The organism is Nostoc sp. 'Peltigera membranacea cyanobiont' 232, assembly GCF_002245985.1.
Lineage (GTDB): Bacteria > Cyanobacteriota > Cyanobacteriia > Cyanobacteriales > Nostocaceae > Nostoc.
The window spans coordinates 1-11,502 of the sequence record NZ_NOLK01000211.1; the positions used below are offsets into that span (position 1 = coordinate 1).

Genomic DNA, 11,502 nt, shown 5'->3' on the forward strand with positions numbered 1-11,502 from the left:
CGCGATAACCCGAATACTGCTATTTTCTACCCGATTATCTTAGATAACTATTTAGAAATTATCATCAAACTTCCCAAGCAACCGTTGATTCATAAAACTTCTCAAGTCAACCGTCAGCAAGTAGAGCGTAGCCAAATAACAGCCTGAAAGTGTAGTCTGCAAAGGTATTCCCTAATAATTGAGGCGGCTAGGTCACAGTTGCAAAGCACCACATCAGAGCAAGTAGATGATCTTCCAGCGATCATTAATTGGTTATCACAAATGCAGATCCCATTTCTGCTCGACGAGGAATTACCCAGACCACATGGCAATCGTCAGGGTTTGAGCTACGGTCAATTAGGGGTATTATTATTGACTTACATATTGACTCAGGCAGATCACAGACTTTGTGCAGTGGAATCATGGGTACGGCAGCATCACCAGATTTTGGAAGGAACAACGGGATGGGAAATTCGGGATAAAAATTGTAGCGATGATCGATTAGCAGACTTGCTTAGTGTCTTGGGTGGCTCAGAAAATGATGCTCTAATTAACATCGAAACAGTCTTAGGACTCACGGTTCGCCCATTTTAAATTGAGTTAGAAAAAAGCTAAACGATTTAATAGGGGTTATAGCCTGTAATACAAATGTACTCTCGTCCCGACTTTGCGCGATCGCATAAAAATAGAGTTTTTAGAGCAGGGTGGTAGTTCAAGGTAAATTTAGGGGAATGGCTAAAACCATTACTACACCTAGATTTTCTGGTTTTCGGCAATTTCTCGAACTCCCAAAAAAATGAGCGAACCGGGAGTTATAAATCAAAGTCAAGGCTGAATGTTTCACCATCAGAATCTTCTTTCTCCTCTGTAAATGAAGTTGTAGTCCTTGAAGGGAGTTTGTTGTCTTCAGTATTAATCGGGGTGAAAGCTTGTTGTGTCCCAAATGCACCCTTTCTGAAAGCAAAATAGCAATCAATAATAAAGTAAAGCGTCTCTAGGTAACTTTTGCCTAGTTGCTGTGATTCGGCAAATATCCGCTCACGGTAGCTATCTTTGATCCGAACTTTTTCTGGGGTTAAGTCAAGTTTGTCTGCCATAGTTATATTCACTTAAGAGATGTAGTAGTTGGATTCTTGCTGGTGATGGTTTTTGCCATCTCTAAAAGCCCAAAGACATTGGCTTCTACTGGATTGTCGAGAATCTTGAAACCGTTCTTCTCCAACAGCTTCTTAAATCCTGGTAAGAGGCAACCTCCACCAATCGCCCAGATTTCATCCCCTTGATGCTTGGCATCAAGTGTCAGATTCACCACTTTCTTCAAGTATTTTTCATACCAATCTTTTAAAGAAGCACTGTATATATCTTTGATATCGATGTCACGGCTGTACCTGGTATGTCCCATTTCCAAACAAAATCGGATTTTGAATGGATCTCCGATTTTTCCGCCATTTAAATGTTTCATCTTTTGGGAGATATCATCGATGAGAACTTCTACACCAATGGGGTAAGCAGTGTGAACTTCTCGCTGACCCCGGTTGTAACGAGAATACAGGGTTGTTCCATTGCCAAAGTCTAAAATGGTTAATTTTTTTGGCAGTGGATGCCCAAATAATGCACCCATCCCCTCTAGTACAACTTTCAGCACTTCTACTTTTACGTCTGATTGCTTGCCAGCAAGTATCGGCTGATATTCTCCATTGAGTACTTTTTGTAGTTCTGATGCCAGAGCAACATCATGTAAACTGACGACTAATTTTAAGTGCCAAGCTTTACGGTGTGGTAGATGTGCCAATGCACCCAATAAAGTTAATAATGCGTTGTTGACTTTATTTTCATTATTGTCTGTGTTGCGGTCAAAATAATTCCCTGTCCGATAAGCGGACTCTCCAACTGTATAACCACTACCGTTAAAAACTACACGCCCTGGAACATCTTCCATCTCGGCATTGGTTATATAGCTGGGGACACGAACTACTTCAAACCCTTCGACTAAAAGTTTGAGACTTCCGTAACCGTTGTCGAAACCCGCAGGAAAAATTTTTTGTAAGGTGTGAATGTTTGACATAGGCTCCAAGTAATACACTTTAATTTGTGAAAATTATTTGTTCAAGTGATCTGCAAGAGCAAGAGAAAGAAGAATAAAATATCTTCCCCCTTATTTTCCCAACTCAAGAGCTTATCATAACCCCTTGGGGGCTAAATGGGGTACAAAATATTTACCATTCAAGCATACCCCATTTAGCACCTATATGCACCCTATATAGGGGTCAAAATGTCATCAAAGTCCTGAGATATTGTTGGGGTATATATAGCCCCCATATAGCCCCCAATAGTCATTTTTGAAATCTTTTTTATCAACGCAGCAGAAATTAAATTAGATCGTTGTTGACTCTTTGATTTATAATTTACCACCAATCTTTTGTTGAAAAGTAATTCAGCCTTAATCTCTAACTTCTTGCTGACTACGTAACGAGTGGGTTACTACTTGCTGACAGGTTCAGCTTTTTCAACTGAATTATCATTCACACCCAAAGTTAATTCCAAAGGGGTTCTTTGGGGGTAAGCTTTTACTACTTGCCGATAAACATCATAATTAGTAGGTAGTGTCTTCTGTAAATTACCCACTCCAGAAGTCAGAAGTCGGAAGTTGGAAGTCGGAAGTTGGAAGTTGGAAGTCGGAAGTAATACCCCATAGCTAAAGTTAGGAGATTGATCTTGGACGCTTTTTGTCTCGAAGAGTGCGTTTAAGAGCAAAATTCTTTATTGGCTTTTTCGCATTTGAGTTCGGGGGCATCAGACCATTTTTTACTTCCGACTTCCGACTTCCAACCTCCGACTTAAATTTGGTCAGTTTGTACTGAACATCTTTCATCAATTCAGGTTTGCCTGCCTCTTCTTGAGATTTTTTACGTTGTTCAACTTCATCAACACTTGGCCGAGGAGGTAAAGTAGGCCACCATAGCCCACGGTTGTCTGGCCCAACAACTGCTCCTGGTGGTTTTACTCGATTCAGATTCACCACTGAAGTATTCGTTCATGTTTCAATGCGTGGCTGTGGTTGATTAGTTAGGTTATTAGCATACAAAACAAGCCAGGTGTAACTGGTGAGTGCTGTAGCTTCATACTGTTCAGTTGTAGCAGTGCTACAACTATTAAGCGTGAGCGCCGCTAGTACAGTTATTATTAAGGCTAAAATTTTCAACTTTTGCATTATCAGAATCAGATTCTGATTTTTTTTAACGCTGGCAGAAGTTAGTCGCTTTTTGGTCGTGTATCTGCATCTAAGACAATTGCTTATAGTTCATCTACTCTCTCTGCTGCCACCAAATACAATTCGCGTTCGCGGTATTCAAATGATAACTTGTATACTCTTCTACAGCTAACTTCTAGGCAGTATGGAATGGAAAGTAATCTTGCAACCTCTAAGAGTTGTATTCCCCCTAATCAAGCGCTACAATCTGCCTGTATTAGAAGTACTTTTTGCGATAACTGCAATTTATTAAAGTGAGCCAAACCCGGATTATTGCACTATTTAACCAAAGTGGTGGGGTTGCCAAGACAACACTTACTCAAAATCTGGGCTACCACCTTGCACTTAAAAAACGTCGTGTTTTGCTTGTGGATATGGACCCGCAGGCATCTCTCACTACATTTATGGGACTCGAACCAGACGAATTGAGTATCAGTATTCAACAAACAATAGTTGATAACAGACCATTACCTATCTATCCTGAACCGATTCATAGTATGGCGCTTGTCCCTGCTGACATTAATCTTGCCGCTAGTGAAATGCAACTTAGTAGTGCGATCGCTAGAGAATATCGCCTAAAAAATGGACTCTTGAATGTGCAAGATAATTACGACTTCATTCTTATCGACTGTCCACCTTCTTTGGGGTTACTCAGTATCATCAGCCTCACTGCTGCTACTCATATTCTCGTTCCTATCCAATGTCAATTTAAGTCATTTAAGGGAACTGAACTTTTACTCAGTACGATCACCCAAGTCCGCAGTCATACCAACCCCAGATTGCAATTTGCTGGATTTGTTCCTACAATGTTCGATGGTCGGACTGCCCAGGAATCGCGTACACTTAAAGCTGTACAAGAACAACTATCAGAGATAGCTCCTGTATACCCACCAATTCCAAAAACTATTGCCTTTGCCGATGCTTCTGAGCGCCGAGTCCCACTAGCATTATTTGATAAAAACCATCCAGCCGTGGGTGTACTCAAAAAAATTGCTGATAGCATAGATAAACTTGAATTAAAACTGTGAGTAGCAAACGTAACGAACCTTACGCTGCAATCAAAAAGCCTGTCGATCTGCTGTTTGGCACTGTAACTGGGTCACAATCTGATGATCAAGCCAGCGCTACTAACACAATTGCAATTGCCAAAATTAAGCTACCTTCCTCACAGCCAAGGCGCTATTTCGATGAGCAGAAGCTTGAAGAACTATCACATTCAATCAAAGAATTGGGTATTCTCGAACCTCTGTTAGTGCGTCCGCTCTCTGAGGGCGATTATGAATTAGTAGCCGGAGAACGACGCTACAAAGCAGCATTGATGGCTCTTTTAACTGAGGTTCCTGTAGTAGTCCGCATAATGGATGATGCGACTACGTACCAAGTGCGCCTCGTTGAAAACCTGCAACGCGAAGACCTCAATCCGCTAGAAGAGACTGAAGGTATCCTTGAACTATTGGCATTTCGGTTGTCAATCAGTACGTCAGAAACCGTCAAACTGCTTCAAAAAATGGAAAACGAAGCTAAAGGAAAAATTACCCGTAACGTTACGGGTAATTCTCAAACTCTACTTGTTGAGGAAATATTTACAGCGTTAGGAGGGATGAAGTGGGATTCATTTGTTCGCAATCGCTTGCCTTTACTCAATCTCCCTCAAGATGTGCTTTCAGTATTGCGTTCGGGAAAAATTGAGTACACTAAAGCAAGGGCAATCGCTAAAGTGAAAAATGAAAAAACAAGAATTCAACTACTAGAAGACGCGATCGCCTACAATCTCTCATTGAGCGAAATTAAGCGGAAGATTTCGGAAATTCAGCAGAAGCCGGAATCAGAGTCTCGCACTCAAACAGAGTCAACATCTCTGAAAGACCGCGTTGAGGACACACTTCGCCGTTTTAAGCAGTCCAAGGTATGGGATGATCCGAAAAAAAAAGCAAAGCTAGAGAAGCTCTTGGCTCAGTTGGATGTATTGATGAAAAATGACTTCACAAACTGATAAAAATAAATTAGCTAAAACTGATAAAAAAATTTGATTTTATACCACTAATATTTCGGGGATTGACTGTGACCTTATATCAAGTAGTTGAGTAGAATGTTGCAGTATGAGCGGTAGTTGTTAAATCTCAACAATCTGCCTTATTGAGAATAGACTAAAATAGAGGTTCAGATCGAACAATCATAAATCAAAAGTTTCGAGGATATCTTATCCCGAACTCCTAATACCGGGCATCTTGCTTAGTATTTATGTACTATAATTAGTTGACTTCCAATATTATAATAATGTGCGGCATCTGATCATAAGCAATGTCCACTCCTCCTAATCTTTCTCCTCAACAAGTAAGCGCCTTTCCTCAACACGAAACAATCACCGGAGTCGTAGAACGCCTAACTTTTTACTCTGCTGAATCGGGTTACACTGTGGCAAGGCTGACCCGTCCCCGTAGCAACGAACTGACAACAATTGTTGGTTCCTTTGCCAATATTCAACCAGGTCAAACTCTACAGCTAATTGGCTTCTGGCGTGACCATCCACAATTTGGGCCACAGTTCCAAGTCATCAATTATCAAGAAACCAAACCAGCCACTCTCACCGGAATTGAGAAATATTTAGGCAGTGGACTCATAAAAGGTGTTGGGCCAGTAACAGCAAGACGCATTGTTGCCCACTTTGGTTTAGAAACCCTGGACATTATCGAAAACCAAATTGACCGGCTCATTGAAGTTCAAGGCATTGCCAAAAAGCGGATTAAGTTAATTAAAAATGCCTGGGACACACAGAAAGCCATAAAAGAAGTAATGGTATTTTTGCAAGGGCACGGTGTTTCAACAACATACGCAGTCAAAATTTACAAGCAATATAAGGATGAGGCGATCGCTACAGTAACCCATAATCCTTACCAGTTGGCAGCCGACATCTACGGTATTGGCTTTCTGACTGCTGACAAGATTGCGAGAAATATCGGAATTGCGCCTGACTCAGAATTTCGTTACCGTGCGGGGATTATCCATTGCCTAAGTGAAGCCGCCGAAGATGGTCACTGTTACCTGCCACAAAGCGAACTGATTGAGTCGGTAATCAAACTGCTGACTACCGAATCTCATCAGCCCACAGAAGAAGCAATTGCACAAATCATCAAAGACATGGCTCTAACAGATGAACTGATTAGAGAGTGGGATGAGGATAAAACCCTACTTTGCTACAAACCGACTTACTTTCATACGGAACAGAATTTAGCTCAACTGATACGCCAACGCTTGGAAAATCCTGTTGGCACTGACATTGAGCGTGTGCGTGATTGGATTGAGCGCTTTACAGCCAGCCGTAAAATTCAGCTTTCACAACAGCAACGCCAAGCTGTAGAAACAGCAGCCTATTCCAAAATCATGATCCTCACTGGTGGCCCTGGCGTTGGAAAGACCTTTACCACTCACACCATTGTCAGCCTGTGGAAAGCAATGGGTAAATCTATTGCCCTAGCTGCACCCACTGGACGCGCTGCTCAACGTTTGGGTGAAATGACTGGGTTGGAAGCTAAAACTATTCATCGCTTGTTAGAATTTGACCCCCGCTCAAGGGGTTTCAAGCGCGATAGCGAAAATCCTTTGCCTCACACGGCAATTATCGCTGACGAAGCTTCGATGCTTGATTTGTTTCTGGCGTATTCCTTGGTTAAAGCAGTAGCCCAAGGCGCTCAACTGTTGTTGGTGGGAGATATTGACCAGTTACCGTCAGTGGGGGCAGGTCAGGTACTTGCTGATTTAATAAATTCTGGTCGTGTGCCAGTAGTGCGGTTGGCCCAGGTATTTAGGCAAGCCCAAGAGAGTGCAATCATTTCTGCTGCTCACCAGATTAACCGAGGAATTTATCCGACAATTGAGCCAATTTGCGACAATCCCGTGTCTGATTGCCTATGGCATGGCGGCGGACATCAGCCAGAACATGGTGTACAGGCAATCTGCGAGTTGATTACCGATTTGCTCCCCGGATTGGGTTTTAATCCGGCCACTGATGTGCAAGTACTTTGTCCAATGTCGCGGGGCTTGGTGGGGACTCGCAACCTTAATACTGTATTGCAGCAGTTGATTAATCCACCTACCCCCGACAAGGTGGAAATTAATAGAGGTGGGATGATACTGCGAGTTGGCGATCGCGTAATTCAACAAATGAATGATTACCAGCGTGAAGTCTTCAATGGAGATTTGGGAATTATCACCGACATTGATACTGTTGAACAAGAAGTAATCGTGCAGTATGGAGAGCGTACTGTGATTTACGACTATGCTGATCTTAACGAAATTACTTTAGCCTGGAGCGTTACTATACATAAAAGCCAAGGCTCAGAATATCCGGTGATAGTTCTGCCAATCTATATGCAGCACTATATGATGTTGACCCGGAACCTGTTTTACACCGGGCTGACCCGTGCCAAGAAGTTAGCGATCGTGGTTGGAGCTAAAAAAGCGATCTCTCTAGCGGTGCGCTCTACCGATGACCAAAAGCGCTACACAAGGTTAAAGCAGAGGTTACTTCAGGCATGACTGAAACAGAATTTTGAATTTTGGATTCAAAAAAGGTCAGAAGGAGATGACTTATGGAATATCGGCAGTTAGGTAAACACGGCATTCGTGTCTTCTAGGGAATAACATTAGCCACGACGAAACAGAGTTTCGAGATAAACTTGGGAAACACCGCGATCTCCATCAGCATTTTGCAGCAGAAACAGAGAGATAGCTGCGGTAATAAGCCGATTCTCATCCCAATCAGGATGTTTTTCTAAGTAGGTGTTGAGAGATTGATGTAGTGTTTCGGGAAGAGTAGTAAAGATGTTTTGGGTTGAGTTCATATAATAAAAGCTTCAGAAAAAGCAAATCAATAGGGACAACAAGCTAGAGGTGATACAGTGCAAGTACAGTTTCACCCATTCAATGCTAGCCGAACTACTGGCACTAACAACTGAATAGTTTTATACAGTTGATGCTCAAAATGGAACAGGCGGCAAAGGCTAGTCGATTTATTTTGTGCTGATTGGCTCAGTTTGTCAATGTTGCAAAATGTTAAAGAGAAATATAGAAAAAATAAATAATTACGTGAAAGCTAGGGTTAGAAGTAGGTTTTGTTTACGTTACGTAATAATAACTCAGTAAAGCAGACTGATTGCTACAGACATGACAAAATACCCATTGGGTGAACAGAAGCCGATTATCTTGTAAAACAACAGTGGAAAACAGCAGAAATAGCTGTGGAAAGTCTGTGGAATCTGGCAGGAAAAGTAGAGGTAATGATAAGAATTGCAAAAAGTTCAGATTTGTAATCTCTGCCGTTGCAGTGTAATATCAGCCTCAGTATTCCCAAGGAGCTAATCATGAGAGGATGGGTAAACGATCCACATTCAGGAGGGGTAAAAATCCCGGAGCAAGTCAAACAGAGAACAAAGCAACGAATATTAGCCTATGCAGAGAAGCATTACGCGGGGAAATACATACGTATTGATGTCCGTTTTAAGGGATATTTCTGTTATATAGATGCTTATAAAGAACCATTTTTACCAGACAGTTATGATCTATCAATGTTTAAAATAACACGCTCTGAATATATAGAGAGAGCCAAGAATACACCAATTTATCTGTGTCGATTACGCTACAAAGGGAATGAAGAGAAATGGACCAAGGCTTTTTATACCTATAGTAATGAAAAATACGAACCTAGCTTATTTAATAATGGTACTTTTTATGGAACACCAGAAGAAGCATTTCAAAGTTCAGCATTGTATTTAGATTAATCAAATTTCGACAGATTTAATGATTTTTGAGATAGAAATATAAAATTGTTTGGCTCATAAAAAAGTAACAATATCGCTCAATATGTCTGAATCTTATACGTTTCAACCTTTACCGCTAATTAATCCTAGCTTGGATATTAGTGAGAATCACTACTGAAATTACCATTAGAGATTATCTAGCTAAATACGATCGGCAAGAAGCGCCTCTGTTTCTAGGTTTATAAGATATTATCTAACTGCATCACAGTGTTAGTTATTTGTGAAAAACACGGAATTTTTGAGGGTTACGAAATGTAGGATAATATGTCTGGACGCTAAATAATCATCGAATGATAAATTTGCAATTTCCTAATGATTGGCAGAGAGTAATAGCTGAAGAATTTAAACAACCCTACTTTACTAAACTTCAAGAGTTTCTAATAAGTGAAAGGTTATCTTATACTATCTATCCAGCTAAAGAAGAGACATTTTCTGCTTTTGAACTGACACCTTACGACCAAGTAAAAGTCGTATTGCTGGGACAAGATCCATATCACAATGAAAACCAAGCACATGGTTTATGTTTTTCAGTAAGACCAGGGATAAAACCACCTCCATCACTTGGCAACATATTTAAAGAACTTAAACAAGATATTGGATTTGAAACCCCAAATAATGGCTATCTTGTAACATGGGCTAAACAGGGTATATTGATGTTAAATACAGTACTAAGTGTCAGAGCAGGCATGGCAAATTCCCATAAAAATAAGGGTTGGGAAACTTTTACAGATGTGGTAATTAGTAAAATTAGCGAGAAACCGGCACCTGTGATCTTTGTGCTGTGGGGTAAGGATGCACAAAAGAAATTAAAGCTGATAGATACTAACAAAAATATCATAATTCAATCAGCACATCCTTCACCACTTTCTGCTCACAATGGTTTTTTTGGTAGTAAGCCATTTTCAGCTATTAATTCTGCATTAATTTCTTATGGACAATCAGAAATTAATTGGCAAATACCAAATATTTAAAAAATAAATACTTTATTAAAGATAAAGAAAACTATGAGCGAGTACCAGTATTACGAATTCCAGGCATTAGACCGACCATTAACTGCATCAGAACAAGCATATATAAGTAGTTTATCTAGTCGAGTACAACTGAGTGCAACAAACGCAATTTTTACCTACAGCTATGGAGACTTTCGAGGTGAACCCAAGGAAGTTCTAGAAAAGTGTTTCGACATCATGTTATACATGGCGAATTGGGGAACGCGACAATTACAGCACTTTCGGCGGCTATGAGGTACATCATCAAAGCTGAAAGCTATGATAGGAAAGGGGCAAGAGGAAAACTGTATTGCATAATAGCCGGAAGCGCTGTAATGTTTTGTTTTCCTAAAACAGTGGTTGCTCCATCAGTTTTTGAACCTTATTGTTTAGCTGATAAAATTACTGTATCAAGTAGCAAAAATTATGTAATTGTGGATATTAGTATCCAGGACGAAGAATATGGAGATTGGATAGAAGGGGAGGGATGGCTAGCACAATTAGTGCAATTGCGTGATGATATTTTGCAAGGAGATTACCGAGTTTTCTATCTGGCTTGGTTAAAAGCAGCTTCAATAGCAATTGAAGAAGGGGAAGATGAAGAAGATTTAGTTGAACCACCTGTCCCAGCCAACTTGAAAAAGCTACCTGATGCGATTGGGACTTTTATAGAGTTATTTGATACAGCACTTGCGTCTGTTATGAGGTACACTAAATTAAAATATAAATACCTTTAAATGAAGTCATACTCTGTCGAGCTTCGAGAAAAGATAGTTGCAGCACATCTTCAAAAAAACATCTCAATCAGGAAAGTAGCTAACATATTTTCCGTCTCAAAGAGTTTAGTGCAAAAGCTTGTAAAGCAACAAAAAGTTGAAGGAAATTTACAACCAAAGCCGCGAGGAAAGCCACAATTTAGTCATTTAACAAATGCTGACATAGAGTTAAGAGAATTAGTTGAATTACATCCCGATGCAACATTGATAGAGTTGTGTGAATTATTCGCAGACAAGACTGGTAATTGGGTAGGTCGAAGTGCAATGTGTCGTGCGTTACAGAAATTAGGATTAAATCGGAAAAAAAAACAAAGCGGAGTACCCAAGCAGGCACAGAGCGAGTCCTAAATTTAAGATTAGATTATTGGGAAAAGGTCAAACATATAGAGCCAGAAAATTTAGTATTTTTGGACGAAACTGGTATTCTACTTGGGTTAACGAGGACTCATGCCCGCTCACAAATGGGAACAAGAGCCTATTCTCTTAATTCCTTTTATAGAGGATCAAAAGTTACAGTAATTGGAGCAATTAGTATTAAAAAAGTAGTTGCGTTAATGACAATGAATATAGCGGTATGCATTTGAATGAGATACGAACTTGTGTACTATAGGTTTGATTTACTGAATTTAAGAGTTACTTGGAAGACTTGATACTGGTTCTACGTATTCAGTGATGCAATAGCAACAATGAGT

General features: G+C 40.3%; 14 protein-coding genes. 9 read left to right on the forward strand and 5 right to left on the reverse strand.

Annotated features, from left to right (window positions below):
• Positions 1-198: 198 nt before the first annotated feature.
• The gene (locus CDG79_RS36160; RefSeq protein WP_094346396.1) at positions 199-573 is read left to right on the forward strand and encodes a hypothetical protein; all 375 of its coding nucleotides are present in this window, start codon (positions 199-201) and stop codon (positions 571-573) included.
• A 218-nt stretch (positions 574-791) separates the two neighbouring features.
• Here the strand turns inward: CDG79_RS36160 and CDG79_RS36165 are convergent, their stop codons facing one another.
• The 4 genes from CDG79_RS36165 to CDG79_RS43065 form a co-directional block, all read right to left on the reverse strand.
• Entirely contained in the window at positions 792-1,076 is a 285-nt protein-coding gene (locus tag CDG79_RS36165) for a hypothetical protein (RefSeq protein WP_094346397.1), read from the reverse strand.
• Positions 1,077-1,084: 8 nt separating this feature from the next.
• Positions 1,085-2,044: a ParM/StbA family protein gene (locus CDG79_RS36170; RefSeq protein WP_094346398.1), complete on the reverse strand. Its 960-nt coding sequence runs from the start codon at positions 2,042-2,044 to the stop codon at positions 1,085-1,087.
• 416 nt (positions 2,045-2,460) lie between these two features.
• Positions 2,461-2,733, reverse strand: coding sequence for a hypothetical protein (locus CDG79_RS36175; protein ID WP_094346399.1), 273 nt, complete (start codon positions 2,731-2,733; stop codon positions 2,461-2,463).
• Between the two features lie 280 nt (positions 2,734-3,013).
• Positions 3,014-3,190, reverse strand: a complete 177-nt coding sequence (locus CDG79_RS43065; RefSeq protein ID WP_189525253.1) for a hypothetical protein — start codon at positions 3,188-3,190, stop codon at positions 3,014-3,016.
• 293 nt (positions 3,191-3,483) lie between these two features.
• On the opposite strand from CDG79_RS43065, the gene CDG79_RS36180 reads away from it, so the two are divergent.
• From CDG79_RS36180 to recD2, 3 genes are all read left to right on the forward strand, one after another.
• Positions 3,484-4,257 carry a ParA family protein gene (locus CDG79_RS36180; RefSeq protein ID WP_094346400.1) on the forward strand — a complete coding sequence of 258 codons (774 nt, stop codon included), beginning with the start codon at positions 3,484-3,486 and terminating at the stop codon, positions 4,255-4,257.
• Positions 4,254-5,222, forward strand: a complete 969-nt coding sequence (locus CDG79_RS36185; protein ID WP_094346401.1) for a ParB/RepB/Spo0J family partition protein — start codon at positions 4,254-4,256, stop codon at positions 5,220-5,222. Before CDG79_RS36180 ends, CDG79_RS36185 begins: the two co-directional genes overlap by 4 nt.
• Before the next feature lie 308 nt (positions 5,223-5,530).
• Entirely contained in the window at positions 5,531-7,765 is a 2,235-nt protein-coding gene (recD2, locus tag CDG79_RS36190) for an SF1B family DNA helicase RecD2 (protein WP_094346402.1), read from the forward strand.
• Between the two features lie 107 nt (positions 7,766-7,872).
• Here the strand turns inward: recD2 and CDG79_RS36195 are convergent, their stop codons facing one another.
• On the reverse strand, positions 7,873-8,070 hold the full coding sequence (locus CDG79_RS36195) for a DUF2811 domain-containing protein (protein ID WP_094346403.1): 198 nt from the start codon (positions 8,068-8,070) through the stop codon (positions 7,873-7,875).
• Between the two features lie 519 nt (positions 8,071-8,589).
• Between CDG79_RS36195 and CDG79_RS36200 the strand changes: the two genes are divergently transcribed.
• The 5 genes from CDG79_RS36200 (at position 8,590) to CDG79_RS36215 (ending at position 11,158) form a co-directional block, all read left to right on the forward strand.
• Positions 8,590-9,006: a hypothetical protein gene (locus CDG79_RS36200; RefSeq protein WP_094346404.1), complete on the forward strand. Its 417-nt coding sequence runs from the start codon at positions 8,590-8,592 to the stop codon at positions 9,004-9,006.
• A gap of 329 nt (positions 9,007-9,335) precedes the next feature.
• On the forward strand, positions 9,336-10,016 hold the full coding sequence (locus CDG79_RS36205; RefSeq protein WP_094346405.1) for a uracil-DNA glycosylase: 681 nt from the start codon (positions 9,336-9,338) through the stop codon (positions 10,014-10,016).
• A gap of 33 nt (positions 10,017-10,049) precedes the next feature.
• Positions 10,050-10,289: a hypothetical protein gene (locus CDG79_RS44445; protein ID WP_223278552.1), complete on the forward strand. Its 240-nt coding sequence runs from the start codon at positions 10,050-10,052 to the stop codon at positions 10,287-10,289.
• A gap of 80 nt (positions 10,290-10,369) precedes the next feature.
• Positions 10,370-10,771 (forward strand): hypothetical protein, encoded by a 402-nt coding sequence (locus CDG79_RS44450; RefSeq protein ID WP_223278553.1) that lies wholly within the window; start codon positions 10,370-10,372, stop codon positions 10,769-10,771.
• Complete coding sequence (locus CDG79_RS36215) at positions 10,772-11,158, forward strand: helix-turn-helix domain-containing protein (protein ID WP_094346406.1); 387 nt, start codon at positions 10,772-10,774, stop codon at positions 11,156-11,158.
• Positions 11,159-11,502 lie beyond the last annotated feature (344 nt).

What these genes read in the sequence shown, in the direction of transcription:
- CDG79_RS36195 (WP_094346403.1), bottom strand. Translation starts at nt 8,070, where the DNA reads ATGAACTCAACCCAAAACATCTTTACTACTCTTCCCGAAACACTACAT.
- CDG79_RS36200 (WP_094346404.1), top strand. Translation starts at nt 8,590, where the DNA reads ATGAGAGGATGGGTAAACGATCCACATTCAGGAGGGGTAAAAATCCCG.
- recD2 (WP_094346402.1), top strand. Translation starts at nt 5,531, where the DNA reads ATGTCCACTCCTCCTAATCTTTCTCCTCAACAAGTAAGCGCCTTTCCT.
- CDG79_RS44450 (WP_223278553.1), top strand. Translation starts at nt 10,370, where the DNA reads ATGTTTTGTTTTCCTAAAACAGTGGTTGCTCCATCAGTTTTTGAACCT.
- CDG79_RS43065 (WP_189525253.1), bottom strand. Translation starts at nt 3,190, where the DNA reads ATGCAAAAGTTGAAAATTTTAGCCTTAATAATAACTGTACTAGCGGCG.
- CDG79_RS44445 (WP_223278552.1), top strand. Translation starts at nt 10,050, where the DNA reads ATGAGCGAGTACCAGTATTACGAATTCCAGGCATTAGACCGACCATTA.
- CDG79_RS36170 (WP_094346398.1), bottom strand. Translation starts at nt 2,044, where the DNA reads ATGTCAAACATTCACACCTTACAAAAAATTTTTCCTGCGGGTTTCGAC.
- CDG79_RS36215 (WP_094346406.1), top strand. Translation starts at nt 10,772, where the DNA reads ATGAAGTCATACTCTGTCGAGCTTCGAGAAAAGATAGTTGCAGCACAT.
- CDG79_RS36165 (WP_094346397.1), bottom strand. Translation starts at nt 1,076, where the DNA reads ATGGCAGACAAACTTGACTTAACCCCAGAAAAAGTTCGGATCAAAGAT.
- CDG79_RS36205 (WP_094346405.1), top strand. Translation starts at nt 9,336, where the DNA reads ATGATAAATTTGCAATTTCCTAATGATTGGCAGAGAGTAATAGCTGAA.